The sequence below is a fragment of the Brevibacillus panacihumi W25 genome, assembly GCF_000503775.1.
GTDB lineage: Bacteria > Bacillota > Bacilli > Brevibacillales > Brevibacillaceae > Brevibacillus > Brevibacillus panacihumi_A.
This window is the reverse complement of the sequence record NZ_KI629782.1, coordinates 1,834,427-1,859,104: the sequence shown is the minus strand read 5'-3', so window position 1 is coordinate 1,859,104 and position 24,678 is coordinate 1,834,427. Positions and strand designations below refer to the sequence as shown.

The following is a 24,678-nucleotide window of genomic DNA, read 5'->3' as shown; positions in this document are numbered from 1 at the left end:
AATAGAAGACGTTCGTTGGAGGGGGAGCCATGAGCCAGGCAATTCGATTTGATTACTCCCACGCTCGCGCCTTTGTCCAATCAGATGAATGGGAGAAGCTTGCGAAACCCATTTTTCAGGCACATGAAATGCTTCATAAAAGAACGGGACCAGGGAGTAACTATTTGGGTTGGATCGATTGGCCCGTACAATACGATCGTGCGGAATACACCCGAATCAAACGGATAGCGGCTCGGATTCAAGCGGACTCTGACGTGCTGCTGATCATAGGGATCGGCGGCTCTTGCCTTGGAGCCAAGGCAGCACTTGATTTTTTGAACCACAGCTTTTACAATTTGTTGCCTGCCTCCAAGCGAAGCACCCCGGAAATTCATTTCGTGGGCAATAATATCAGCCCTGTATACCTGGCTCATCTGATGGAGGTTCTGGAAGGAAAGCGTGTGTCCATCAATGTAATCTCGAAATCGGGTACGACCTTGGAGCCAGCCATTGCCTTCCGACTTTTTCGGGATTGGCTGGAAAAAAGGCTTGGCCGCGAAGAGGCGCGCAAACGCATCTATGTCACGACAGACAAAGCGAGAGGTGCTTTGCGCAAGCTGGCTGAGTGTGAAGGATACGAGACCTTTGTAATTCCCGAGGACATAGGCGGACGCTTCTCTGTGCTGACGCCTGTGGGATTGCTGCCCATTGCCGTAAGCGGGGTAGATATCGATGCCTTGCTGCAAGGAGCCGCTGACGCCCGAATGAATTATCTGGTGCCAGATATTGAGGAGAACCCCTGCTATCAATACGCCGGGATTCGCAACATCCTCTATGGCAAAGGAAAGCAAGTGGAAGTAGTGGTCAATTATGAACCGCGCTTTCGTTCGTTTGCCGAATGGTGGAAGCAGCTATTTGGCGAATCAGAGGGCAAGGATGGAAAAGGACTGTTCCCTGCCTCGGCCGAATTTTCCGCTGATTTGCATTCGCTGGGACAATACATACAGGACGGAGTGCGCCTGTTGTTCGAGACGGTTATCTCGGTGAAGCGTCCAGCGATAGACGTCCGGATCCAGCCGGAAGGGGAAGAGGTTGACGGCCTTCATTTTTTGTCAGGAAAGACGATGAATGACGTAAATCAGAAGGCTTTCGCGGGAACGATGCTGGCTCATGTGGATGGCGGCGTGCCCAATCTCGTGGTGGAGATCCCGGAAGCAACAGCCTACTATCTCGGGGGCCTGTTCTACTTTTTCCAAAAGGCGTGCGGCATCAGCGGCTATCTTTTGGGCATCAACCCGTTTGACCAGCCGGGTGTGGAGGCTTACAAAGCGAATATGCTGGCGCTCTTGGGCAAACCTGGATACGAGCTTCAAAAAGCAGAACTGGAAGTGAGATTGCGTGGAAAATAAGACGTACCTGACGATTGGCGAGACAGCCGTCTATCTGGAATTGCCGGAATCCTACATTATGGAAAAAATCCGCGAAGGAAAAATCCGTGCTGTACACGACGGCAGAGAATACCTGATCAACAAGGATCAATTCCAGCATCATCTGGAGGAAATTCGCAAGCTGCGGGAATGGGAAGAAATCCAGCGCTATGAGCCGATTCCGGAGAGCTACGACTACAAGGATGAGGATTGACGCTGCAGATGGCACTTGTCAGCCAGTCGGCCAGAGGTCTATACTGATGAAAATGGCATAAGAACACAGCAACTTGGGGAGTCCCGCAGGCGGGGCTGAGAGGACGGTAGCCATGACCGTCGACCCATTGCACCTGATCCGGATCATGCCGGCGCAGGGATATGGTTGCGAGCGAACAGCGTATAAAAGCGATTGTATATGCGTGGGAGCCCACCTTTTTCCTGTCGGGGAGAAGGTGGGCTTTTTGCTATGAACAAGGTGCAGGCAAAGGAGAGTTTCGTCATGGGAAAGGTATTGATTGTAGGCGGGGGAATCATCGGACTGAGTCTGGCGTATGAATTGGCTGCAAGAGGCAAGACCGTCACGATTGTCGAGCAGGGGGATTGGGGAGGACAAGCATCGTCTGCTGCTGCGGGCATGCTGGCTCCTCTGAAGGAATTCCAGTCTGTAGGGCCGTTGCTTGATTTGGGGATGGAGTCCTTGCAGAGCTATCCGCGTTGGGTGGAGGAGCTGCAGGCAATAGCGGGCGGAGATGTCCAGCTAAGCCTGGAGGGTCTGCTTACGGTCGCGCTGGATGAGGAGGAGGAAGAAGCGTTTTACAACAAATACCTCTGGCAAAAGAAAGCGGGACATGACGTGCACTGGCTGCAGGGAAAAGAACTGCAAGAAGTGGAGCCGCTTCTTACGGATCAAGCCGTCGCGGCGATTTATTCCCCGGGGGAAGGGCATATCAACAATCGCTTCCTGCTGCGGGCCTTGGTGACAGCCTGCCGCAAGCTGGGAGTCGATCTGCGAAGCGGCTGTGTCGTCAGCAAACTGCTGCACCATGCAGGCTGTGTGGAGGGCGTGGAGACATCCTCTGGGCGGATCTATGCGGATCACACCGTCATATGCTCGGGGGCTTGGGCAGGGATCATGATGCAGATGCTCGATGTGTCCATTCCCGTGCGTCCCGTTCGCGGCCAGATTGCTGCCGTATCCTCGATCGGGATTCCGTTGCGTACGGTCATTTTCGGTTCTTCCGGCTACTTGACGCCCAAAAAGGACGGAAGAATCGTGATCGGGGCCACGGAGGACGAAAGCGGCTTTCAACGTGAAGTGACGCTTTCGGGTCTTGCCCATGTCCTGCAGGGGGCCTTGCCTTATGTGCCTGCACTGCATGCGGCTGCATTTTTGGAGGCGTGGGGCGGGCTTCGGCCAGCGACGGCTGATGGCAAGCCGATTATGGGAGAAATACCTGGCTTACGCTGCATTTCGCTTGCCGGCGGCCATTTTCGCAATGGGATTCTGCTGTCTGTGGTTACGGCGAAAAGAATGGCAGATTGGCTGGAGACCGGGAATCAAGAACGGCTGATGCCTTTTTCGCCCGGCAGATTTCTGACGGACACTGCTGTGCCGGTACCCAGCAAAATGGGCTAGGATCACTGGGAAAAGAGCACACCTCCCCTTGGGCACCTGTATATGGTAATAAAGAAACACCAGAAGGGGAGGAGTTTCCATGCAGTCTGATAAAAGCCTGTTCCAGGCAGATGTCCAGTTGGTCAGCATGATCAAGGATATGCGGCAGTCGGTGCATGAAATCTGCCAGGAGCATGCTGAGAAAAAAGTGCGCATCGAGGCCATTGATGGACAGGTATTTGAAGGGGTGATCGTCGATTATGACGAGCACAACGTATACATTGAGGTCGAGGAAGAGGAGGAAGAGGACGACTACGACTACGAGGAGCAACTGCCGACGCGGCACGTAGCCAGTCGTACTTCTTTTGGAGAGTGGGGAAGTCCGTTTCAGCCATACGGCGGCGGATATCCCTATGGAGGATACGGAGGATTTGGGGGGTATGGAGATCCAGGCGGTTTTGGTGGATATGGAGGATATGGCGGTTACCCCAACTATCCTGGCTACAATCCCTATCCTGGATTTCCGCCATATTCCGGAATTTCTCCGTATGGCGATGAAAATCCATACGGTTATACGCCAACCTATCCCTATACAGGAGGATATCCGCAAGGCAGCAGCAATCGGCCTGCACCGCCGAATACGATGCTGAGTCCCTTCAGCGGAAAAAATGCGCCGCAAAGCTCGGTCAGCCCTTTTGGAGGGAAAAACGCGCCTTCTTCAAAAGTAAGCCCTTTTTCTGGGAAGGAAAGTGTAAGTCCCTTCGCCGGCAAAAACGTACCACAAGCAGTCAGTCCAAGCACGGAATCGAAGCCTTTTCAAGCCGTAAGTCCTTATCAAACCTTCCCCGCACCGTTCCCGGGACCATTTCCACCGCCGCCGAACTGCTACTACGTTTGCCCGCCGCCACCGCCGCCACCACCGCCGCCACCGTTTCCTCCGCATGCCGGCCCTGTCTTGATCGCTCCTGAGGTTCGGCGCAAACGGCGTCGTCGTCGCGGACGCAAGATTATTCCGCTTGCCTTGTTTACGCTCCTATCCATCGTTCTGATTTAAAAACAGACCTTTCGGGAAGCCTTGACCAGAACTTGTTTTGGCAGGGCTTTTTCCTATGGAGCCAAGGAAGGAGTACAACAAGGCTTGACGGCACACACTACCAGGAGGAAACAGGGAAAGGCAGGGATCCATGATGAGAGAAATTCACAACAGCAGCTTGCCAGGCACAAGAGGAACGTATGGCTATATTCAAGGAGCGCTCCAACCAGACTTTACACTGGCGAACTGGGATTATGAGCATGGCTACTTCGACTGCATGCTGGACGAGCAGGGAATGGTCTATCTTCGTCTGCCGGTCAAAGTCCTGCAAGGCGAACTGGACAGTCCGGATGCGTGGCTGGAAATGGGTACTCCCTTTGTGATTAAACATGTGTACCAGACAGGGGTGGAGCAGGATCTTGTGAATGCGTCGGTGGCTTCTGCGATGGTCAACCAATTTCAGGAGCCTGTCGACAAGGATGCAGAAGTCGAGGACAGGTGGATGAAGCAAGCAGAGCAGGTTGTCAAGCATGTAGAAGCAATTCTGGAGTAGTGGCGGGCCTGTCTTGGCTCGCTTTTTTGTTCGCTGCCATGCATCCTTCTTTTTCCTGTGGTATATTGAGAAAAACGATAGAGCGATTGCGGATAAAAGAGAGGGCCGATCAGCATGAAAATTGCAACTGTACTGCGAAATGACGACTATACGCGGGAAGTTGAACTGCGATTAAAGGATAAACTGAAGGAAGCAGGAAGCATGTACACCTTCGTTACGGGGCCGGATGAACATCCGGATATGGTACTTTCCATCGGCGGAGATGGAACTTTGCTGGAGGCGGTCCATCAATACGGCATGCAGCCGACCTACGTAGGCATACATACGGGTCATCTCGGCTTTTATGCGGATTGGCGGCCGGATGAGCTGGACGACTTCGTCACCATGCTGCTGGAACAAAAAGAGCCGTTCATCGCCGAATACCCGACCGTCCAATGTCAAATTACGACTGGTGACGGACAGGTGTATCATAAATGGGCTTTGAATGAGCTGGTTGTACGCAATGCTTCCTTGTCCACCCTCGTGGCCTGCGTCAACATCAACGGGGATGAGCTGGAGACCTTTCGCGGCGACGGGCTGATCGTCTCCTCGCCGTCAGGAAGCACAGCTTACAACAAGGCAGTAGATGGGGCCATCGTTCACCCTTCCATCGAAGCGATACAGCTATCCGAGATCGCATCCATCAACAACCAGGCGTACCGCACGATCAACAGCTCGCTGGTGCTGCCCAAGCATCACACAGTTGAATTGATCGTGATGAATCCGGAGATCATGATCGGTCTCGACCGCGAGCAGGGTGTATGGAAAAATGTGCGATCCATCATTTGCAGAGTGGGGCAGGAGAAGGTCAAATTTGCCCGCTACAAGAAGTTGACGTTCTGGAGCCGGGTCCGCAATTCGTTTATTACGGGCAGCCGTTAGAGGGGGAGAGAGGAAAGATGAAGAGAGTAGGGAGTCTGCAAAGCATTTTTCGCCATCCGGTGAAGGCGATGCGTGGAGAGCAGCTGACAGAATGCCAGGTAGACAGCTTCGGATTGTACGGGGATCGCAGCTACTATTTTCTCGATGAGTCTCGCAACGGCAAGTATTTGAGTGCAGACGTGGTACCGGCACTTCTGGGGTATGAGGCGGTCCTGGAGGAGAAGGCCAAGGAAGATGATCAATACCCGCAAGTCTATGTGACAGCTCGGGACGGAAACTCGTTCGTCTGGGAGGATGCCTTGTTTGAGCATGTGGCACAGACGGCGAAGCGGTCGATTGCGCCTAAGCGAAGCGTTCCTCAGGAAGGAGGGAAAAACTGGGAGGATCACATCCTGCTGGTGACGGATGCCTCCCTGCGGGAAATCGCGCGCCTGGCAGAGGTCGATGAGCTGGACCCAAGGCGTTTTCGCGGCAATCTGGTTATTGTGCTGGATGATGATGAACCGTTTGCCGAGGATAAATGGATCGGCAAGCAGATCCAGGTCAACGATGTCCTGCTCCAGGTGAACAAGCACTGCGACCGCTGCATGTACGTCAACATTGACCCGGATAGCCTCATGATGAATGCTGCGATTTTAAAGACCTGCGCCAAGCGGCATGACAATCACTTTGGCGTATATGCCTCCGTCATTCGCCCAGGTCGCGTTGCCGTGGGAGAATCCGTGTATGTGTTGGGAACATAGTAAAAAAAGGGCTGACCCGATGATGATGTGGGTCAGCTTTTATATAAAAATATAGGAGGATGGCATGAAGATCATCACGCTATGCGGATCGACAAAGTTCAAGAAGCAATTCGAACAAGTCAATGCACACCTAACCCTTCAAGGAAACATCGTGATTAGTTTAGCGTTTTTTGAACAAAGCGAAGGCTTTGATTTGACAGAAGAGCAAGCCGAATTATTGGGTGACTTGCATCTGAAGAAAATCGATCTCTCCGATGAAATATTTGTGATCGATGTCGATGGTTATATCGGCAGCAGCACGAGAAGAGAGATCGAGTATGCACAAAGGAAGGGAATAACAGTTCGTTATTTTTCGAAAGAAGCAATTCCCGCTGATTTTCCCTTGATGGGACGATCATAGCGCTTGGAAATCGTTAGTTTGAGACTTGCGCGATGCTTTTTGGGCTTGCAGCCGGTTGTTGTACACGTCCGGGCTGCAGAAGCTCGGGATAGCCATAGATTCCGTGTTCGCTGACGTCGAGGCCTACGAGCTCTTCTTCGCGAGATACACGAAGTCCCATGATGGCTTTCAATGCAGCCAGCACAATGTATGACACGGCGAAGACATAGGCGATCGAGCCTGCCAGTCCGAGTGCCTGAATCCCCAATTGATGAAAACCCCCGCCGTAGAACAAGCCTGCACCGCCGACTCCCACTTTTTCTGCGAGGGCAGGTGTGGCAAACAGCCCCGTGGACAAGGTTCCCCATATGCCTGCCACCCCGTGAACGGAGAAGGCGAAGATCGGATCATCGATACCCATGCGATCAAACCAAACAGAAGTATAGAAGGTCAGAATACCTGACACAGCTCCGATTACGACTGCTGCCCAGGGATCGACGAAGGCGCAGGAGGCTGTGATAGCGACCAGGGCTGAGAGGACGCCGTTCAGCATGCTGGGAATATCCGCCTTGCCCATGACGATCCAGGAGATGGCGAGAGCAGCGATGGCTCCGGCAGCTGTAGCGAGATTGGTGGTGACGGCGACATAGCCAAAGAAACCGTCTGAGGCACCCAGTGTAGAACCGCCATTGAACCCGAACCAACCGATCCACAGGAAAAGCACGCCAAGCACGGAGTATACCTGATTGTGACCCGGAATCAGATTGGAGCTGCCGTCGCGATTGTACTTGCCGATCCGGGGTTTCAAAAGGAGTGTGGCTACCAAGGCTACGATAGCGCCTTGTAAATGAACGACAGTAGAACCTGCGAAGTCCTGCATCCCCAGTTCTGCCAGCCACCCGCCGCCCCATACCCAGTGACCAACCACGGGATAGATCAACACAGTGAACAATATACTGAAAATGAAGTAGACCGAAAGCTTCGCCCGTTCGGCAAACCCGCCCCAGGCGATTGCTAGCGAAACAGCGGCGAATGCCAGCTGGAACAAAAAGAGGATCGTGATCGGGACAGAAGCTCCGGAGAAGTTGGAGAAAGATGCGGCTGCTTGTTCCGCAGAACCGTCGAAGAAAAATCCGGTAAGACCGATGAGGGAGTTGCCATCGCCAAAGGTAAGCCCGAATCCGAGAGACCAGAAGGCGATGGAGCAGATACCGAAAGTAAGGACGGTCTTGCCGGCGATGTGGCCGGCATTTTTCATCCGGGTTGAGCCTGCCTCCAGCAGAGCGAATCCAATCTGCATCATGATCACCAGGATGGCAGATACCATGACCCATGTAGAATCGATGGCGGAAGATACATCTTCTAAAGTCGGTTCCATTCAATCCACTCCTTTTTCATGTCAGAATATCTAACACTTATTTTCTATACGTCAGATTATATGACATGAATAAGCGGATTGCAATTCCTTTTTCCGAAAAAAAACCAATCTTTCTCCTTCAAGAAGAGGATTGGTCTGCTTGCTGTTGGTAGGAGTGTTGTTCAATGCTTCGTTCCCAGGCAAATCCGATGGCAGCTAAACTTACAAGGAAAAGTCCACTAACGAGAAATAGCTGTTCGACGGGCCATTTACCCAGCCAGATCGCTCCTAACATGCTGGACAGCATGCTGAAGAACGTAAACATGAGCATGTTGATGGAAAATATTTTGCCTGTGTTGCTGCCGGAGGCTTTCGTCTGGATCGCAGTAACCGTAGGAATTCCGATTAATGGTCCTCCTATTCCAGCGACCGCAGCAGCCAGATAGGCCAGCCAGTGGTACTCCGTTCCAAGTGCCAACAACAGAAAACCGCCCGCCTGAACCGCCCATCCGATCAAAATGACCAAGAGGTGACGATGATAAACAGCCCTTGCCATGTAGAGACTGCCGAACAGGTTGCCGATGCCGTAGCTGCCGATCAGCACAGCTAGCTGACTGCCATCGCCTTGTGCCATGCCTTCCGCCAAAAAAGGAAAGCCAACATTCCAACACACGATCCAAACGAGAAAACCCACATTGCTGAACACAAGAATCAAAAAGAGCAAATGATTACGCTTTAGCTCCGTCATGCCCATACCTATATCCTTGATGTACTGGGAAGGGGTCATTTTGACAGGAGCGCCGTTTTCCTGGATGGGTTGTAGAGCTGCGCTAATGGAATAGACGAAGAAGACGGAGAGCAGGTAGCTGACGGCATTGACGAAAAAAAGCGCAGACAAGGGCAAAAGAGAAGAGAGCAAGCCGATGCTCATGGGAGCAAGAATACGAATGGTCCGAAATGTCGTGTCCAGGATCGCGTTGGCACGACTGAGCTGTTCCAGAGGGACAATGGCTTTGAGAGCGACAGTACGTGCAGGTTGGAACAAGCTGGAGAATAGTCCAAGCAGGAACTGCGCTATCAGAAAAAAAGAAAACTGCTCAATCCCCAGAGCCGCCATAATGCCTACGGCGATTGCGACGAGAATACGGGCCAAATCTGATCCGACCATGAGCAATCGAGGATTGTAGCGATCGGCAAGAACCCCTCCAACGAGAAAAAAGAGCAGACCTGCCACCATTTCCGGGATGACGAGCAGACTTAACGCTGTTCCGGATTTCGTTGCTTGCAACAGGTACCAAAGCAAAGCGAAGCTGTAAAATTGATCGCCGATATTGGCGGTCATCTGCGCGAACCATAGCTTTACAAATGAACGATTTCTCCATAGAGATAGCTCCATGCCGATTTTCTCTCCGTCTCTTGGCAATATTCAGAAAAATATTTTTTACTAGCGTATCAGGAACGGTGCCCGAAGTAAAGAAAAGAAGCACTGCTGTGCAGGCTTCTTTTCACACACAAATCATGATTGGCGAGGCTGTTGCTGATTCTGATGCTGCTTCGCGTTTCCTTGATTGTCTGCGGTATGGGTGTCATCGGCTACCGTACTGCTGGTCAGACCGGTTACAGCCAATCCTTTTTGATTTAGATTCTTTGCGCTTTTCCATTTGGCCATGGTCGGAGATCTCCTTTACTTATCGGCTTCCTTATTACCATGCCAATTCGGGAGCTTGCCTACACATCCACATGTTTCCCGCATCGCGTGCTTGAGGAGGGGACAACAGGTATACTGAAAGAGAGAGTTTATGGCGAAAAGGGGAAATACAGATGGCAGCAGACTGCGTCTTAATCGTGGAGGGAAAAACGGACCGGGAGCGATTGCTCAAAGTCCTCGCAGAACCCGTTACGATTTATTGCACCTATGGCTCTTACAGTACGGAAAAGGCGGAACAGCTCGCCCTTTTGACGGAAGAAGCAGATGAGGTCTACCTGCTTACGGATGAAGATGAAAGCGGAATAAAATTGCGAAAGCAGCTGGCAGCAGATCTTCCTGACGCGATGCATCTCCATACGCAAAAGGTATACGGAGAAGTAGCCCGGACACCATTGGATGTTCTGGCTGAGATTTTGGAGCGGGCGGGCTTTGCTGTCGAATACCCTTGAATGGTACATGGAGCGGGGGATAAAATGACCTCCCTTCGGCTATAACAAGAAGTAGAGATAGCTGGAGGTGCAGTCGAATGCGTGGTTTTGTGTCCTTTTTCAACCGCATGAACATCTGGTGGTGGCTGCTCGGGATCTTTGTGGCGCATGCCTTGCTTTATTTGGTGCTAGGCACGGCCACTTGGCTTGCGACATCTTTATTGGCCACCGCATTTTACGGCATTATCCTACTGGTCGGAAAACTCATTGCGAGCCGATACCCAGACAAGGAAGAAAGCAGGTAAGTCGGCTGTATGCCGACTTTCTTATATGTTTAGAGCCTCTAAGCAAAGATCCCAACCCGCCTGGAGCGTTTTCTCCTTTTTCCTCCCCACCACTACAGCTGGATCAACGTTATTATCCCAGGTATTGCAATCCAAGAATGATCCCGCCAAGAATCCAGACGTAGACCGCAAACCCCTTCATAGAGCCGGTGCTGATAATTCTCAGCATCCAGCGAATCGCGAAGTAACCCGCGACTGCAGCAAAAAAAGTGCCTACAATCATGGGGATCAGTGAAGCGGTGTCGAGTGGATTTTGCGTCAGTTTGACGGTTTGCAGGGTACACGCGCCCAGGATGGCTGGCAAGGAGAGCAAAAAGGAAAAACGAGCCGCATCTGCCCGGTCGATTCCACGCAATAGGGAACCGGCAATGGTAAGTCCGGAGCGTGAGATAGCGGGAAGGATGGCCGCTCCTTGCAGGGTGCCGATGATCAAGGCATCGGTGTAGTTGATTTGTTCAAAACGGCGATGTCCCTTGCGCATGGATTCCACTGTCCATAGAATGACCCCAGTCGCAAGAAATTCCCAGCCGATCGTGACGCCAGTACGGGAGATTTCCTCGAAGTAATCCTCGAAGGCGAGTCCGATCACGGCTGTAGGGATGGTTCCTACGACAAGCAGACGGGCTAATTTGCTGGTAGGATTGGCGATTAGCTGTCTAATCTCGGGCCAGAATACGACAATGACAGCGATCAACGTCCCGAAGTGAAGCATCGTATCAAACAACAATCCGATCTCGTCCAGGCCAAAAAGCTTGCGGAATAAAACGAGATGGCCGGTGCTGGAGATGGGCAAAAATTCGGTTAAGCCCTGTACGATGCCAAGGAAGATGTATTCCAGTAAAAGCAACATAATGCGACGTCACTCCTATCGTTAAAAAGGGTCCGATATTGTCATATGTATGTCCCATTGTGCAAGACTTGCCTACTTTACGGGACAGCCGCCTTGGTCGCAGGAAAAAGTTGTGGTATTTTAATGGAATAGAGACGAGAGTGAGGAAGCGAAACGATGGATAGAGACAGAAGACAGGTACGAACCAAGGCTCCCAATCGAAATTTGCAGGCAGGCATGATTCTGAGGATGCGGGTAGCCCGCAAGAAGGAGATCGGATACTTTCTGACCGACGGCAGAGAGGAGGTCTTTCTCCACCGCAACGAAGCAGATGGCCCCCTCGAAAGCGGGGAAGAAGTCGAAGTGTTTTTGTACCATGACCACGAAGATCGATTGGCAGCAACGATGGCCATGCCATACGTGGGCCTTGATGAATACGGGTGGTTGGAAGTAGTGGATCTCTCCTCGCGTATGGGGATTTTTCTGGACAATGGGATCAACAAGCACTTGCTTGTTTTTATAGACGACCTCCCAAAGCTGCGGGATGAATGGCCCCGACCGGGAGACCGCTTGCTGGTGGCGATCAAGCGAGATCCGAAGGGACGGATGTTGGCAAAGCCGGTGACGGAGGCGGAAGTCGGACAGATTGCAGTGCCTGCCGACCATACGATGAAGAACAAGCAGGTGGTGGGTACGGTCTACAAGGTGATTCAAGCCGGTGCCTTTCTGTTGACGGATGAGGATCACATCCTGTTTATCCATCGGGATGAGATGACAGAACGGCTGCGTCTTGGGCAATCGGTTCGCTGCCGGGTTAGTTTTGTGCGGGAAGACGGCAGGCTCAATGGTTCTATGCGAGAGCGCAAGGAGGTCCAGTACGGGGAGGACGCGGAAAAGCTGCTGCGTTATCTGATCAATCGGGACGGGGCGATGCCGTATACGGACGATACGCCTGCCGATGTGGTCCGCGAGAAATTCGACATGAGCAAATCGAGCTTCAAGCGCGCACTGGGCAAGCTGATGAAGGAAAGACGAGTTGAGCAGGTGGATGGCTGGACGAAATTGATTGACAATCAGGTGGAATAACAAGAAACTCCCAAGCAGTCAGATGAACTGACGCATGGGAGTTTTCTTTTTGGCTATTAAGAAGGCAATTGGCCGAGTTGATTCTCTTTACGATTCTTGTAGTAAGAGAAAGCGAAAACCAAGGCCAGAAGGGCAAGTCCAATCGCATCTGTCATCGTGCCTGGAATGACTGCGAGCAGACCTCCGGCAACAGAAAGGATGCGCTCCAATGGATTGAGCTTTGCCATCCAGTAACCGATCAAGCCTGCACCTACACCGATCATCCCCATGACCGAGGTGAACATCACCCAGATCGATCCGAAGAGGGTCGTATCAATCAGCAGCAAGGCTGGCGAGACGACGAAGATGTAGGGAGCCATAAAGGCGGCGATAGCTAACCGGGTAGACTCCACACCCGTTCGCATCGGTTTTGATTTGGCTATACCTGACGCGGCGAAGGCGGCAAGTGCGACCGGTGGCGTGATGTCAGCCACGATACCGAAGTAGAACGTAAACATATGAGCAGCGACTACTGGCACACCAAGCTGTACGAGTGCAGGTGCAGCAATGGTGGAAGTGATGATGTAGTTGGCTGTCGTCGGTGTTCCCATCCCCAGAATAAGGGAGGCGATCATGGTAAAGAACAGTGTGAGGAACAACTGGCCGCCTGCCAAATCGATCAAACCATTGGCAAGCTTCAAGCCGATTCCCGTCAGGGTAACAGTTCCGACGATAATCCCAGCACAAGCAGTAGCGGCTACAACACCCAGTGCAATCTTGGAGCCAGAGGCGAACGCTTCCAGAATATCGGTTACAGACATGCGAGTTTCTTTGCGGAAGGCGCCGACAATGACGCAAGAGATAATCCCGATGATGGCAGCTCGCTCAGGAGTGAAGTTTAGCATCAAGGCTCCGATGATCACCAGGATCGGGAGCAATAAATAGCTTTTCTTCAGGACTTCCTTTTTGTCTGGCATTTCTTCTTTTTTCAGTCCGCGCAGCCCAAGGCGCTTCGCTTCAAAATGAGTCATGATCCAGATGCCTGTGAAATAGAGCAGAGCAGGCAAAGCCGCTGCTTTGACGATTTCCAAGTAAGGCACCCCAACAAACTCGGCCATGAGGAAGGCGGCAGCCCCCATGATTGGCGGCATGATTTGTCCACCAGTAGAAGCGGCGGCTTCTACCGCTCCAGCGAATTCCGGGCGGTATCCCAGACGTTTCATCATCGGGATGGTAAAGGAGCCGGATGTGACGACGTTGGCTACCGAGCTGCCGCTGATCGTTCCTTGCAAAGCACTGGAAAAAACAGCTACCTTTGCAGGACCGCCTATGCGACGACCGGCGATAACGAGTGAAAGATCGTTAAAGTACTGTCCGACACCTGTCTTCTCCAAAAACGCGCCAAACAGGACAAACAGAAAAATAAACGTCGAGGATACGGCGAGGGGCGTTCCCAAAATCCCCTCAAGGGTGAAGTATGTGTGTCCGATAATCCGCGGCACGGTGCTGCCGCGATGCTCCAGAAAGCCGGGCATGTACGGACCGAAATACGTATATAGAAGAAAGAGCGATGCGATAATCGTGATCGGCCAACCGACGACACGACGTGCAGCCTCCAGCACCAGCAGGATGGCAGCTCCGCCCACGAACATGTCCAAGGTAGTGTAGTTCCCTGTGCGCAAGACGAGATTTTCGTAATCAATAACCCAGTACAGCGAGACAAAGACGCTGAGAAGGGCAAGGATGATATTGATGATCCCGACTTTTTGCTCAGAGCCTTTCTTGCTTCTTCCTGCATAGAGCAGATAAATGAGACCCAAGCCAAACGCCAAGTGAATTGGACGGTGAATTTGCGGCGGCAGGGTCAGAAAGAGTGTATAGGATAGCTGATAAACAGCGAAAAGAACCAGCAGGCAAAACGTAATCCACTTCATCGGACCCACGTATTGTCGTACTGCGGATTCCTTGTCGTACTTGGCAATGAGATCTTCCATCTCTTTCTGGCTCATGTTGTTGGATGTGCTCATCTAGTATCCCCCTATCTCACGTAAGATGGATCGCTTTTCTACCTGAATCGTGATCGCTGTTCCGGGTTTGACGAGGGAACTCAGCGGAATATCGGTTCCTGCGAAAAGCAATGTATGGTTAGCTCGTACCTGTCCGGTGAACAGATGTAGAGCGGGAAAGATGCGATTCATATGGAGGATGCGAAACAAACCGTCCCGGACGACCAATTCTTCACCCGGGGCCAAGTCGTTCTCCATGCCGATTCCATAATCATGAAAACTCATCTCGGTTAGTATGATTTGTTCGTCTTCGATGCGGTAAAGCTCTTCGATGGCTGAACGATGGATGGAATGAGTCCAGCGTAAACCGAATGTTTGTTCCGAAGTGATCCTGCTGTTCCAAACCAGATGATTGGAAGCGGATTCACGTATGACCAGAGAAGGGTATAGAGGAAGGTTCAACAGGATGATGCAGGACAGAAGCAATGTTAAGGAGAAAAGGCGGAGCCGTGTCCGCCTTTTCCGACTTCCTTCTCGCTTTTGGGCAATCATGAAGCCTTTATTTCACGCCTTTTTCATCAAAGTATTTCTTCGCGCCAGGGTGTACAGGAATGCTTACGCCGGCAAGCGCATTTTCCACCTTGATCTCTTTTGCTTTTGCGTGGCCGAGTTTGTCTGTGTTTTCGTAGATTGCTTTGGTTACTTTGTACACGAGGTCCTCGCTCAGATCTGTACGGATGACCAGCATGGATTTTACAGAAACAGTAGTCGTTTCATCTGGTACTGTGCTGTAGGTGTTGCCTGGGATTACTGTTTTTACATAGAAAGGATATTTGGCAATGATCGCGTCAATTTTGTCCGCATCGATCGGAATGATTTTTACGCCAGTAGTTGCCGCCAGCTCAGTGATCGCAGCAGTTGGTGTTCCCGCTGTTTGGAAGGCTGCATCCAGTTGACCGTCTTGAATCGCTTTTGCGGAGTCAGCAAAAGAGAGACGTTGCAATTGCGTGTCTTCAAATTTCAGGCCATACGCTTCCAGGATTTGTTGAGCGTTCATTTCTGTACCGCTTCCTGGGGCGCCAACGGAGACGCGTTTGCCTTTCAGATCGGCTACACTGTTGATGTTGCTGTTCGCAGCTACTACGATCTGAATGGTTTCGTCATAGAGAGAACCCAATGCTTGGAAGGCATCGATTTTGCCATCTTGCTCAAACATGGCGGTTCCGTTTGCGGCATATTCCGCGATGTCGTTTTGAATAAAGGCGATATCTGCTTGCTTGTCGCGCAGAAGGCGAACGTTCTCAGCAGAAGCTCCGGTCGATTGAGCCGTTGCGGTTACGCCTGCATTTTTTGTGATGTGGTCAGCCATACCGCCACCCAGTGGGTAGTAGGTTCCGCCAGTACCGCCAGTTGCGACGATCAGTTGGCTAGGATCGTTGGCGCTGCCGCCACAGGCAGTGACCAAGGAAACAGTAAGGAGTAACGTTAATGAGAGAAGCATACTGCGTTTTTTCAAGTGAATTCCCCCTGTCTATATCATTCGTTGAACATGCGTTCACCGACTATTGTATGTTTCTGCCTATAAAAAACTACAAAAATCTATAAAAAAATATAGTAAAATGGATAAGATCCTAGTAGAAGGAACGGATGAAATTGTACATGCGCTATAGAGAGAGCTTCTTCATTTTGTTCATCATGCTGATTGCGGTGCCAATCGCAGGAGAGCTGAAGTTTCATCCGTTTCAGGATGATTTTCGAGTCAGCTTTGGCACCACGGCCTTTTTCTTCTTTATGTTGTGGCTGCGGCCTTCCTTGCTCGCTGGATGCTTGACAGGAGCCGTAGTAGTCCTGTTTCGGGTTTTCCTGGATGGGATCAATCAGGAAGACTTTTTGTGGAGCGCATCCCTTCACCAGCATATGCCTGCCTTCTTTTTCTATGCGGCTTTTGCAGGCTTGTTCTCTCTCTTCCGTGTCAATGACCTGCACCATCGTCCCTTATGGGTAGGCTTGCTTGGCACGTTGGCGGAAATTCTCGCCAATCTGGTGGAACTTTCTTTTCGGGCACCTTCGCTCTTGTCTGTGGTCCAGCCATCTGTCATCGGACCGATTGCTGTGATCGCCTTGATCCGATGCTTTTTTGTTCTGAGTTTTTTTAACATGATTAAACTGCGCCAGGCGATCTGGACCAAGGAGGAGCAGCGGCATCGCAATGAACGGATGCTCATGCTGATCTCCAATCTGTACGAAGAATCGATTCATTTAAAAAAGACCTTGCAGCAGGTAGAAGACATCACACGTGATTGCTATGAGCTGTATCGCGATATGAAAGAGCTTCCGGGGGAGCTGCAAAAAGATCGGTTTGCCCGTCAAATGCTGATGATTGCCGGCCAGGTGCATGAGGTGAAGAAGGATAACCAGCGGATCTATGCCGGGCTGTCCAAGCTGATTTCGGATGAAAACGAGCGGGATTACATGCCGCTTGGCGAATTGATCTCGATCATCGTGCGAGGACAGGAAAAATACGCGCGCATGCTGGGGAAAGACATCCGTTTTGAGGTGAATGTGGACATTCCCTATCTGGCTTGTCACATCTACACGACACTGTCGTTGGTCAACAACCTCGTCGCCAATGCGGTGGAGGCGATAGAAAACAAAGGCATGGTCTCCCTCGTGGCTACCTTGGACGAGACGCTTGGATGGATCCAGTTTTCCATCGGCGATGATGGTCCGGGAATTTCGATCAAGGAAAAAGAGCTGCTCTTCATGCCGGGATATACGACCAAATACGATGTGTCAGGGAAGCCCTCTACAGGAATCGGTCTTTGCTATGTAAAGGAAGTCGTGAACAATTTGAATGGACAAATCGAGATTTCAGAGCAGGCAGAACATTTCGCCACTGTGTTTACGATCCGCCTGCCCCACGTCAGTCTCGTTCAAAAAGGGTGATGGAAGATGCGTTTTTTCATTGTTGATGACGATCCGGCCATTCGTTCCATGCTGGCGCAAATCATTGAAGACGCGGATCTGGGAGAGATCTGCGGCGAAGCGGAGGATGGCTCGACCATCGATCTCGATTTTCTGGAATGGAAGCGGGTCGATATTCTCCTGATTGATCTGCTGATGCCGAATCGGGATGGCCTGGAGACGGTTCGCCATCTGAGAGGGTACCAGGGCAAGATCGTGATGCTCTCACAGATCGAGACGAAGGAAATGATCGCCGAGGCGTATTCCCACGGGATCGAATATTATGTGACCAAGCCGATCAATCGGCTGGAGGTGATCAACGTCCTGCAAAGAGTAAAGGAACGCTTGCTTCTGCAACAGTCGATCGAGGGAATTCAGCGTTCGTTAAGCGTGTTGTCCGGACATGCACAGCCTGCAAAAAAAGAGCCCGAATCAAATTCCAGCTTTATTGCCTCCGCCAAGTTTTTGCTTACGGAGCTGGGCATGATCAGCGAAAACGGGAGCAAAGACCTTTTGGCGATGATGGACTATTTGCATCATTGGGAAAAAAGCAACTCGGGCCATAACCGTTTTCCTTCATTAAAAGAGATTTTCATGAGTGTCGCTACCGAGAAGCTGAACACCACGAATACGGCTGCGGTCAACAAAGAGGTGAAGGCTGCCGAACAGCGCGTGCGCAGGGCCATCTATCAGGCGTTGACCCACTTGGCATCCCTGGGACTTACTGATTACAGCAATCCGAAGTTTGAGAGCTATGCCGCTACGTTCTTTGATTTCGTGGAGGTCCGCAAGCGGATGATGGAGCTGGAGAGCAAGCAAGACAACGGGATGTCAAACGCGAAAATCAACACCAAAAAGTTCATTTTCGTGCTCTACATCGAAGCGAAAAGGCGCATGGAGAACTAACGGGGGTTCCTTTGGTACGAGGCAACAAATGTGATAAGATAACACTATTGTTGTGTTGGGGGGGAACTTTCGTGAGTGAACTGCGGAATCCGTGGCAGTTACTATACCGCGTCTATCGATATGTACAGCCTGTTTTGGAGCGGGAGTTCGCTGCCTGGTACAAAAAGGCCGAGGCAATTCCCAACTTGGAATTGAGAAAACAAGCTTTGGCTAGTATGTATTCCAAAAAATTCCATTGTCAAGGAGGATGCGTGTACGCCACGCAGGTGGTCGATCAGGTCGAAACCATCGTCCCGCTGATCGTCGCGTATCAAACCATCAGCGATTACCTGGATAATCTGTGCGACCGCAGTACCTCACTGGACCCTGCTGATTTCCGGCAGCTGCACGTGTCGATGCAGGACGCCTTGACGCCTGGCGCTCCATTGCGCAATTACTATCAGTATCGCGAGGATCAGGAGGATGGCGGCTTTCTGGCGGGACTGGTGCAAACCTGTCAGCATTACGCCGCGCAATTGCCAGCCTATGAGAAAATCCAGCCGCAGGTGTTGTTGTTTTCCCGGCTGTACAGTGATCTGCAAGTGTACAAGCATATCGACCCGGCCTTGCGGGAGGCGAAGCTCCTGGACTGGTGGGATCAGCATAAAGAGCAGCATAGTCATTTGCAATGGCAGGAGTTCGCTGCCGTGACAGGCTCGACGATTGGCATATTCGCCTTGTTCTGCCTCGCGACGCAGTCAGATCTGGAGCAGGATGTGATCGACGAAGTGTGCAGGGCGTATTTTCCCTGGCTTTGCGGGTTGCATATCTTGCTGGATTACCTGATTGATCTGGAGGAGGACCGTCTCGGGGGGGATCTCAATTTTGTCTCTTATTACGAATCGGAGCAAGAGGCGACGGAGCGCTTGCAATATTTCATACAACAAGCGAAGGCAAGCGTCAGACGCTTGCCAAATCCTGCGTTTCACCGTATGATTGCGGACGGGCTGGTGGCCTTTTATCTCGCGGATCGCAAAGTAAATCGAACACAGCCGCGCAGTTACTCGATCGCCAAAAAACTGCTCAAACAGGCAAAAGGTCTGCCTGCCGTCCTCTTTTACGTGAACAGCCTTCTTGTCCGTCGTTAACGCAAAAAGGGATCAACGCAAGTGCTTGCGTTTGTACGAAAAGCCGAATCCCATCAGCGCAAAGGCAGCAACAAGGCAGCCGATGATGCCCAAGGTGCTTTGTTCTCCAATGGAAATGCCCACTCCGATGAGACAGGCGGTTACGCAAATGGCTAAGGCGAGTGTAACCAATTGATATCGGTTCATCGGTCTGCAACCTCCTATCTGTCAATGCTATCATTATACCTAATTTCCGAGAAAAACGTCCAAGTAAGTTTCCGGAAAACCCGGTACATTATTGAGTGAATTGGTGGAGACCTTCATATGGAAAGTATGATTCAAATCAAAAGAGGAAGTCGCATGGTAGAAGGAATCGTTACCTATGAAGAGGGAGATTTGATCGAAGCCCTCTTTTCCGACGAAACCGAGGTAACGGTAGGCGATCAGATCCGGTGTTTGCTCACCCCTGATTATGAGACGATTTCTACCTTTGAAGCGGTCGTGGTAGCCAGGGAGAAAAACAAGCTCTTTTTGTTCCATTCTCCGACAGCTACGGAGTTTCGCGAACAGCGCCGACGTTATCCGCGATTTGACATGGAGATAAAAGGGTGGCTCCAGTACCGTACACAGGAGCCCTCCTCCTTGTTGTCGCTGAGCAATCAGATGGTAGATCTGCTGAATTTGAGCTTGGGAGGATTGGCATTTCGCACCGAAAAGGAATTGCCGATCGACCAACCGTTTTTTTTCTCAGCGGAATTGTATGGCCGCAATCGTCCGGATGGGGTAATCAAGGTGGAGCTGCAGGCCATCCACACCCGTCTTGTCGGTACGCATCATCATTATGGATGTACGATCAAAGGGATTAGTGCCCGTCATTTTCACAACCTTCGCAAATACATTTTGCATCGGCAATTGCAGGAGCGCCGCGGCATTCCCATCGAATAAGAGAAGTCATTACTCCAATCTGCCCTTGCCAAAGGATGCAGCAGGGAGTTTTTTCTTTTTATACACCCTCTGCTAATCTCAAACTTAATGCAGGTTTGACAGTTGAGCATAGATCTCTTTTTTCAGGGAATCGAAGTGATATTCCTCAGACAGCTCCCGCCATACGCCTTCGTATTTGCCTTTCCACTCGGGGTCGCAGCCGAAATGCCGATAAAATAACAGCAGTTTGCGCACCACATGGATCAGATGGGGGATGAACTGGGTCGACCGTGTCACTTCGAGAGCCTGATCGACAGTGATGCGGGCAGCTGCCTTTTGTTCGCGGCGATACTGGCATAAACCGCGAAGGAGCGTAAAGGTACCTAATTCGCGCTGCATCGGGATGGATTGCAGGATCTCCAATGCGTGATCCGTGATTGCTTCAGCCGCATCCAGCTTATCTGACATCAGGTCGAGCAAGGCTTCCTGGGCGTGCAGATACAGGGTAAAGCCGGTGGATTGCAGCGGTTCCACTATGTTGCGCGCTTCCTGAAGTGCTGCTCGGGCCCGTTCCCAATCCCCCGTCTGTGTGTAGATTCCGATGGTAGCGATCTGCAGCTCGTCGCGGTAGATGGCACGCATTTGGCTCAGATAAGGCTGGATGTTTGCAAACAGGGATGCACAGGATGCCGTGTCCGTCTCGATCATGTAGTAAATATGAAGAAGATAAAAGCATTTTTCGGGCATGGGAAAAGCCTGATCGTGAAGAAACCAGAAAAAATCGCCGCGAATGAACGGCAGGTAGATCTCGTAGTATGGATCGAGTCGAATGCCCAGAACGTCCTGATGGGAGGCAAGCGTATGCATGGCTGCCCCCATGCCCATCCCGTGATAGGTTTCCAGCATGCCCCGTACATGATCCGCGAAGCTTTGGTTCAAAGCCTGGGGTTGAGGCGCATGCATGATTTTGCCGTTCAGACGATAACCGACACCGCGAACCGTTTCGATGGTGAAGAGATGCGACCATTTGGCCAGCTTGCGGCGCAGGCGGTAAATATGATCATCGACCGTCCGATCGGTAGGTGTCTCCATTGCCCATACGCTGTCGAGCAGCTGCTCCCGGGTAAAGGTGCGGTTTTTCCAGGTGTATAGATGCCGAAGAAGAGCATATTCTTTGGGCAATAAGGCAATCGTCTGGCCGGCGTAGCGCACTTGACAGGTATCCTCGAGCCATTCGATGTGCTCCATGGATCAGCTCTCCCCGTCCAGCTTGTATTTTCGCAGCTTGTTGTACAACGTGCCGCGAGAGATCCCCAGCAGATCCGCCGCTGCTTTTTTATTGCCGTAGGTACGCACCAGCGCTGCCTGGATTCGCTCGCGTTCATGATCGGCAGATGTAAAACGGTATGCAGCAGGAGCGGGCAGAGAAAAGTCCGGCTGCGCCTGTGTCGGACCGGAAGAGTGGGACACGAGCCGAATGGCCGACGGCAGATGATCCGGAAGAATAACCCCATTTTCCTGCAAGATGGAGAGGCGTTCGATGACGTTGCGCACCTGGCGGATATTGCCCGGCCAATGGTAGTCGATCAGGGCCTGCATCACCTCTGAGGAGATGCGCGGCACGGGCTGCTCCTGTGCGATCGAGTATTCCTGCAAGAAAAGCTGAACCAGCTCGGGCAGATCCTCGCGACGCTCTCGCAGGGGCGGAATATCCAAAGAAAATACATTCAATCGATAAAATAAATCCTCTCTAAATTGCCCCTCTGCCATCATTTTCTCCAGATTCCGGTTGGTCGCTGCGATGATGCGGGTGTTGACTGTGATCGGCTCTGTTCCCCCGACACGATAAAATTGCTTTTCCTGCAGGGCGCGCAGCAGCTTCACCTGCAATTCCAGCGGCAATTCCCCGATCTCATCGAGAAACAGCGTCCCCTCATGGGCCAGTTCCAGCTTTCCCGGCTTGCCTTTTTTCTCTGCGCCGGTAAATGCGCCGCTGTGGTACCCGAACAATTCGCTCTCAAACAAAGCGGCTGGTATCGCCCCGCAGTTGATGGCGATAAAGGGCTTTTCCCGACGCCGGCTGGCTTGGTGGATCGCTTTGGCAAACAGCTCTTTGCCGACGCCGCTCTCTCCGTAGATCAGGACGGTAGCGTCTGTCTGGGCGACTTTTTTTGCGGAGTGGATCGCGGCCTGTATCGAAGCCGAATGCCCTTTAATGGAAAAGAAAGGATCATCCCCTCGCTGTACCCGGCTCATCTCCTGCTGCAAGCTGTGCAGATGCTCAGTCGTGTGCGTCAATTCTTCGTTCAAGCGGACCATTTCGGTAATATCCTGCTCGATGGAGATGGCCCCGATGATGGCGCCGTTTTGCCGGATCGGAGCAGCGTTGATCAATACATGCCTGTCGGGGCGGGGGATGTGATAGACCCGTTCGACTGTTGTGCCGTGATGCAGCGCGTCCAGCAGACGGATCGACTCGCTCGAAAAGTGGTCGGCCAGAGAGGTTCCAATCACCTGTTCATGATCGATTTCATAAATCGTTTCGGCTGAACGATTCCAGAACCGCACGATATTTTCAATATCTACGACAGTAATGGCTTCGCTCATGCTATCCATCAAGGTTTCGAGCAAGGAAGACTGATTTTGCGCGATCGTCAAAAAGGCAGCGAGAAGCTGATGCGGCCAAATCACCCCTGTGGGCCGGTTGTTCTCATCAACAGTGACCAAAGGACGCAGGTTCTCCCCATTTTCCGGATCGATCCACTGCAGCAAAAGCTCCTTCAGCGTGACCGTTTCCTTGAGGAGGGTAACGGGGATCTGTTCCTGTCCGCGATGCCATACACCTTCCATTTGTTCAGCGCGTAAGCTGATCGCAGCAGGATCGAGGGGAGAGACCAGTGATTTGACAGACAAATCGAGCGAGAACAAGGGTTTCAAGTGATCACTTCCTATGGAAATTACGAATATACATACATGGGGATTACTCATAAGTGTACAGCAATAGACAGAGTATGTACATATGTGTATACAGAGTGCTTGGCATAATCAAATGGAAGGGCGGAACAACACCCGCGGAAGAATTGGCATAATTCATGCTTGTGTAAAGAAACAGAGTACCGTTGAGGGGGAGACATCCGAAATGGAGCAAGCAATGAAGAACTTTTTTCTGTATTTATCCAAAAATAAAACCTTGAATGCGGCAGCGAAAAAATGGGGCCTCCGCTTTGGTGCAAGCCGCTTTGTGTCGGGGGAGACGATCAACGAAGCCATTCAGGCGGTCCGGCAATTGAACGCCAAGGGTCTCGTCTGCACATTGGACCATCTGGGCGAGTTTGTTTTCAGTGTAGAAGAGGCGAATGTATCGGCCGATTACTGTATCAAGACGCTGGAAGCGATTCATCAATCCGGGGTGGACTGCAATCTCTCGCTGAAGATGACTTCACTGGGCTTGGACATCAGCCGTGAGCTGTGCATGAACAACATGCGCCGGATCCTGGATGCTGCCAAAACATGCGGCAATATCTTCGTGCGGATCGACATGGAGGATTATGCCCACAACCAGGTCACGATGGATATTTTGGAGGAGCTTTTGGCTGAATATGACAATGTAGGAACGGTCATTCAGGCATACTTGTACAAGGCAGCGGACGACATCGAGAAATTGAAGGAGAAAAAGGTCAACTTCCGTCTGGTAAAAGGGGCGTACAAAGAGTCCCCCGAGGTGGCCTATCCGAACAAACCCGATGTAGACGAAAACTACAAAAAAATCATCAAGCAGCATTTGCTGGGCGGCGGGTATGCGGCTGTCGCCACTCATGATGATGCGATCATCGACTATGTAAAAAAACTTGCGGTCGAGCACCAGATTCCACGGACGCAATTTGAATTCCAGATGCTCTACGGAATTCGCACGCAATCTCAGATTGACCTGGCGAATGAGGGCTACAAGATGCGTGTATATGTACCCTACGGCAATGACTGGTACGGCTACTTCATGCGCCGCCTGGCTGAAAGTCCTGCCAACGTGAAGTTCGTCCTGAAAGGAATGTTCACCAAATAAAAATAAATCTCTTACACCCTCGGAATTGTTTTCCGGGGGTCTTTTGTGGTGCGCCCAGCATGAACGGTAGCTATAGGGTGCAAGTCCCGAACGGGGGGTGGCTGTCCCAACCGTTAGCTTAAGGCAAGGGTGTCGACCGTGAGGTCGAATCTGAAGGAAGCCAGCGGCAAAGTCCCGACCTGAGGTACACGAACCCAATTTGAGGCTGTTGTATTCGGGCGAGTCTGCCATACAAGACAAAGCCCCATACAGCCAAGGGATGCAGCAGTAAACTTGGGCAGGTACATGGGATGAAAGTTATCGTTCTTACCTGGGGAGGTCTGCATGAAATGCC

26 protein-coding genes and 1 riboswitch are annotated in these 24,678 nt (G+C 51.6%); of the genes, 16 read left to right on the top strand and 10 right to left on the bottom strand.

Annotated elements, in window-relative coordinates; translation table 11 throughout:
* Positions 1-29: 29 nt before the first annotated feature.
* The 8 genes from T458_RS38265 to T458_RS38230 all read left to right on the top strand — a co-directional run bounded on the left by T458_RS38265 (position 30) and on the right by T458_RS38230 (position 6,668).
* The gene (locus tag T458_RS38265) at positions 30-1,388 is read left to right on the top strand and encodes a glucose-6-phosphate isomerase (protein ID WP_023556327.1); all 1,359 of its coding nucleotides are present in this window, start codon (positions 30-32) and stop codon (positions 1,386-1,388) included.
* The gene (locus tag T458_RS38260) at positions 1,378-1,620 is read left to right on the top strand and encodes an excisionase family DNA-binding protein (protein ID WP_023556326.1); all 243 of its coding nucleotides are present in this window, start codon (positions 1,378-1,380) and stop codon (positions 1,618-1,620) included. The genes T458_RS38265 and T458_RS38260 overlap by 11 nt, the downstream gene beginning before the upstream one ends.
* Before the next feature lie 64 nt (positions 1,621-1,684).
* Positions 1,685-1,800: riboswitch (TPP riboswitch) on the top strand.
* A gap of 102 nt (positions 1,801-1,902) precedes the next feature.
* The gene (gene thiO, locus T458_RS38255; protein WP_031305617.1) at positions 1,903-3,039 is read left to right on the top strand and encodes a glycine oxidase ThiO; all 1,137 of its coding nucleotides are present in this window, start codon (positions 1,903-1,905) and stop codon (positions 3,037-3,039) included.
* Between the two features lie 79 nt (positions 3,040-3,118).
* A complete protein-coding gene (locus T458_RS56435; RefSeq protein ID WP_023556324.1) occupies positions 3,119-4,072 on the top strand; it encodes a hypothetical protein in 954 nt (317 codons plus the stop codon).
* 130 nt (positions 4,073-4,202) lie between these two features.
* A complete protein-coding gene (locus T458_RS38245; protein ID WP_023556323.1) occupies positions 4,203-4,604 on the top strand; it encodes a YugN family protein in 402 nt (133 codons plus the stop codon).
* A gap of 114 nt (positions 4,605-4,718) precedes the next feature.
* On the top strand, positions 4,719-5,525 hold the full coding sequence (locus T458_RS38240; RefSeq protein WP_023556322.1) for an NAD kinase: 807 nt from the start codon (positions 4,719-4,721) through the stop codon (positions 5,523-5,525).
* Positions 5,526-5,542: 17 nt separating this feature from the next.
* A complete protein-coding gene (locus T458_RS38235) occupies positions 5,543-6,268 on the top strand; it encodes an MOSC domain-containing protein (RefSeq protein WP_023556321.1) in 726 nt (241 codons plus the stop codon).
* 64 nt (positions 6,269-6,332) lie between these two features.
* Positions 6,333-6,668: a hypothetical protein gene (locus T458_RS38230; RefSeq protein WP_023556320.1), complete on the top strand. Its 336-nt coding sequence runs from the start codon at positions 6,333-6,335 to the stop codon at positions 6,666-6,668.
* A gap of 13 nt (positions 6,669-6,681) precedes the next feature.
* Here T458_RS38230 and T458_RS38225 read toward each other — a convergent pair whose 3' ends face one another.
* The 3 genes from T458_RS38225 to T458_RS57160 form a co-directional block, all read right to left on the bottom strand.
* Positions 6,682-8,025 (bottom strand): ammonium transporter, encoded by a 1,344-nt coding sequence (locus T458_RS38225; RefSeq protein ID WP_023556319.1) that lies wholly within the window; start codon positions 8,023-8,025, stop codon positions 6,682-6,684.
* 118 nt (positions 8,026-8,143) lie between these two features.
* On the bottom strand, positions 8,144-9,400 hold the full coding sequence (locus T458_RS38220; RefSeq protein WP_023556318.1) for an MFS transporter: 1,257 nt from the start codon (positions 9,398-9,400) through the stop codon (positions 8,144-8,146).
* Positions 9,401-9,520: 120 nt separating this feature from the next.
* Complete coding sequence (locus T458_RS57160) at positions 9,521-9,673, bottom strand: hypothetical protein (RefSeq protein ID WP_023556317.1); 153 nt, start codon at positions 9,671-9,673, stop codon at positions 9,521-9,523.
* Positions 9,674-9,825: 152 nt separating this feature from the next.
* On the opposite strand from T458_RS57160, the gene T458_RS38215 reads away from it, so the two are divergent.
* Both T458_RS38215 and T458_RS38210 read left to right on the top strand, forming a co-directional pair.
* Complete coding sequence (locus tag T458_RS38215) at positions 9,826-10,161, top strand: toprim domain-containing protein (protein ID WP_023556316.1); 336 nt, start codon at positions 9,826-9,828, stop codon at positions 10,159-10,161.
* A gap of 77 nt (positions 10,162-10,238) precedes the next feature.
* Positions 10,239-10,445, top strand: coding sequence for a hypothetical protein (locus tag T458_RS38210; RefSeq protein WP_023556315.1), 207 nt, complete (start codon positions 10,239-10,241; stop codon positions 10,443-10,445).
* A gap of 112 nt (positions 10,446-10,557) precedes the next feature.
* Here T458_RS38210 and T458_RS38205 read toward each other — a convergent pair whose 3' ends face one another.
* Positions 10,558-11,334 carry an undecaprenyl-diphosphate phosphatase gene (locus tag T458_RS38205; RefSeq protein ID WP_023556314.1) on the bottom strand — a complete coding sequence of 259 codons (777 nt, stop codon included), beginning with the start codon at positions 11,332-11,334 and terminating at the stop codon, positions 10,558-10,560.
* A gap of 156 nt (positions 11,335-11,490) precedes the next feature.
* Here T458_RS38205 and T458_RS38200 point away from each other — a divergent pair, with 156 nt between their 5' ends.
* Complete coding sequence (locus T458_RS38200) at positions 11,491-12,399, top strand: CvfB family protein (RefSeq protein ID WP_023556313.1); 909 nt, start codon at positions 11,491-11,493, stop codon at positions 12,397-12,399.
* A 56-nt stretch (positions 12,400-12,455) separates the two neighbouring features.
* Here the strand turns inward: T458_RS38200 and T458_RS38195 are convergent, their stop codons facing one another.
* Genes T458_RS38195 through T458_RS38185 form a run of 3 tightly spaced genes read right to left on the bottom strand, consistent with a single transcriptional unit; the run spans position 12,456 to position 15,900 of the window.
* Entirely contained in the window at positions 12,456-14,405 is a 1,950-nt protein-coding gene (locus T458_RS38195; protein ID WP_023556312.1) for a TRAP transporter permease, read from the bottom strand.
* Positions 14,406-14,936: a DUF1850 domain-containing protein gene (locus T458_RS38190; RefSeq protein ID WP_023556311.1), complete on the bottom strand. Its 531-nt coding sequence runs from the start codon at positions 14,934-14,936 to the stop codon at positions 14,406-14,408. It lies immediately after the preceding gene.
* A gap of 7 nt (positions 14,937-14,943) precedes the next feature.
* Entirely contained in the window at positions 14,944-15,900 is a 957-nt protein-coding gene (locus T458_RS38185) for a TAXI family TRAP transporter solute-binding subunit (RefSeq protein WP_023556310.1), read from the bottom strand.
* A gap of 131 nt (positions 15,901-16,031) precedes the next feature.
* Here T458_RS38185 and T458_RS38180 point away from each other — a divergent pair, with 131 nt between their 5' ends.
* From T458_RS38180 to T458_RS38170, 3 genes are all read left to right on the top strand, one after another.
* Positions 16,032-17,330, top strand: a complete 1,299-nt coding sequence (locus T458_RS38180) for a sensor histidine kinase (RefSeq protein WP_023556309.1) — start codon at positions 16,032-16,034, stop codon at positions 17,328-17,330.
* A 6-nt stretch (positions 17,331-17,336) separates the two neighbouring features.
* Positions 17,337-18,254 carry a response regulator gene (locus T458_RS38175; RefSeq protein ID WP_023556308.1) on the top strand — a complete coding sequence of 306 codons (918 nt, stop codon included), beginning with the start codon at positions 17,337-17,339 and terminating at the stop codon, positions 18,252-18,254.
* Between the two features lie 71 nt (positions 18,255-18,325).
* Entirely contained in the window at positions 18,326-19,381 is a 1,056-nt protein-coding gene (locus tag T458_RS38170) for a tetraprenyl-beta-curcumene synthase family protein (protein WP_023556307.1), read from the top strand.
* A 12-nt stretch (positions 19,382-19,393) separates the two neighbouring features.
* Here T458_RS38170 and T458_RS57155 read toward each other — a convergent pair whose 3' ends face one another.
* Positions 19,394-19,567, bottom strand: a complete 174-nt coding sequence (locus T458_RS57155) for a YlaF family protein (protein ID WP_023556306.1) — start codon at positions 19,565-19,567, stop codon at positions 19,394-19,396.
* A 117-nt stretch (positions 19,568-19,684) separates the two neighbouring features.
* On the opposite strand from T458_RS57155, the gene T458_RS38160 reads away from it, so the two are divergent.
* Positions 19,685-20,305: a PilZ domain-containing protein gene (locus T458_RS38160; RefSeq protein WP_023556305.1), complete on the top strand. Its 621-nt coding sequence runs from the start codon at positions 19,685-19,687 to the stop codon at positions 20,303-20,305.
* A gap of 84 nt (positions 20,306-20,389) precedes the next feature.
* Here T458_RS38160 and T458_RS38155 read toward each other — a convergent pair whose 3' ends face one another.
* Both T458_RS38155 and T458_RS38150 read right to left on the bottom strand, forming a co-directional pair.
* A complete protein-coding gene (locus T458_RS38155) occupies positions 20,390-21,532 on the bottom strand; it encodes a winged helix-turn-helix domain-containing protein (protein ID WP_023556304.1) in 1,143 nt (380 codons plus the stop codon).
* 3 nt (positions 21,533-21,535) lie between these two features.
* Positions 21,536-23,221 carry a sigma-54 interaction domain-containing protein gene (locus tag T458_RS38150; protein WP_023556303.1) on the bottom strand — a complete coding sequence of 562 codons (1,686 nt, stop codon included), beginning with the start codon at positions 23,219-23,221 and terminating at the stop codon, positions 21,536-21,538.
* 202 nt (positions 23,222-23,423) lie between these two features.
* Between T458_RS38150 and T458_RS38145 the strand changes: the two genes are divergently transcribed.
* Positions 23,424-24,344 (top strand): proline dehydrogenase family protein, encoded by a 921-nt coding sequence (locus T458_RS38145; RefSeq protein WP_023556302.1) that lies wholly within the window; start codon positions 23,424-23,426, stop codon positions 24,342-24,344.
* The last annotated feature ends 334 nt before the right edge of the window (positions 24,345-24,678 follow it).

What these genes read in the sequence shown, in the direction of transcription:
- T458_RS38155 (WP_023556304.1), bottom strand. Translation starts at nt 21,532, where the DNA reads ATGGAGCACATCGAATGGCTCGAGGATACCTGTCAAGTGCGCTACGCC.
- T458_RS38215 (WP_023556316.1), top strand. Translation starts at nt 9,826, where the DNA reads ATGGCAGCAGACTGCGTCTTAATCGTGGAGGGAAAAACGGACCGGGAG.
- T458_RS38190 (WP_023556311.1), bottom strand. Translation starts at nt 14,936, where the DNA reads ATGATTGCCCAAAAGCGAGAAGGAAGTCGGAAAAGGCGGACACGGCTC.
- T458_RS38160 (WP_023556305.1), top strand. Translation starts at nt 19,685, where the DNA reads ATGGAAAGTATGATTCAAATCAAAAGAGGAAGTCGCATGGTAGAAGGA.
- T458_RS38205 (WP_023556314.1), bottom strand. Translation starts at nt 11,334, where the DNA reads ATGTTGCTTTTACTGGAATACATCTTCCTTGGCATCGTACAGGGCTTA.
- T458_RS38225 (WP_023556319.1), bottom strand. Translation starts at nt 8,025, where the DNA reads ATGGAACCGACTTTAGAAGATGTATCTTCCGCCATCGATTCTACATGG.
- T458_RS38180 (WP_023556309.1), top strand. Translation starts at nt 16,032, where the DNA reads ATGAAATTGTACATGCGCTATAGAGAGAGCTTCTTCATTTTGTTCATC.
- T458_RS38245 (WP_023556323.1), top strand. Translation starts at nt 4,203, where the DNA reads ATGATGAGAGAAATTCACAACAGCAGCTTGCCAGGCACAAGAGGAACG.
- T458_RS38235 (WP_023556321.1), top strand. Translation starts at nt 5,543, where the DNA reads ATGAAGAGAGTAGGGAGTCTGCAAAGCATTTTTCGCCATCCGGTGAAG.
- T458_RS38240 (WP_023556322.1), top strand. Translation starts at nt 4,719, where the DNA reads ATGAAAATTGCAACTGTACTGCGAAATGACGACTATACGCGGGAAGTT.
- T458_RS38220 (WP_023556318.1), bottom strand. Translation starts at nt 9,400, where the DNA reads ATGGAGCTATCTCTATGGAGAAATCGTTCATTTGTAAAGCTATGGTTC.
- T458_RS38210 (WP_023556315.1), top strand. Translation starts at nt 10,239, where the DNA reads ATGCGTGGTTTTGTGTCCTTTTTCAACCGCATGAACATCTGGTGGTGG.
- T458_RS38230 (WP_023556320.1), top strand. Translation starts at nt 6,333, where the DNA reads ATGAAGATCATCACGCTATGCGGATCGACAAAGTTCAAGAAGCAATTC.
- T458_RS57155 (WP_023556306.1), bottom strand. Translation starts at nt 19,567, where the DNA reads ATGAACCGATATCAATTGGTTACACTCGCCTTAGCCATTTGCGTAACC.
- T458_RS56435 (WP_023556324.1), top strand. Translation starts at nt 3,119, where the DNA reads ATGCAGTCTGATAAAAGCCTGTTCCAGGCAGATGTCCAGTTGGTCAGC.
- T458_RS57160 (WP_023556317.1), bottom strand. Translation starts at nt 9,673, where the DNA reads ATGGCCAAATGGAAAAGCGCAAAGAATCTAAATCAAAAAGGATTGGCT.
- T458_RS38175 (WP_023556308.1), top strand. Translation starts at nt 17,337, where the DNA reads ATGCGTTTTTTCATTGTTGATGACGATCCGGCCATTCGTTCCATGCTG.
- thiO (WP_031305617.1), top strand. Translation starts at nt 1,903, where the DNA reads ATGGGAAAGGTATTGATTGTAGGCGGGGGAATCATCGGACTGAGTCTG.
- T458_RS38195 (WP_023556312.1), bottom strand. Translation starts at nt 14,405, where the DNA reads ATGAGCACATCCAACAACATGAGCCAGAAAGAGATGGAAGATCTCATT.
- T458_RS38265 (WP_023556327.1), top strand. Translation starts at nt 30, where the DNA reads ATGAGCCAGGCAATTCGATTTGATTACTCCCACGCTCGCGCCTTTGTC.
- T458_RS38145 (WP_023556302.1), top strand. Translation starts at nt 23,424, where the DNA reads ATGGAGCAAGCAATGAAGAACTTTTTTCTGTATTTATCCAAAAATAAA.
- T458_RS38200 (WP_023556313.1), top strand. Translation starts at nt 11,491, where the DNA reads ATGGATAGAGACAGAAGACAGGTACGAACCAAGGCTCCCAATCGAAAT.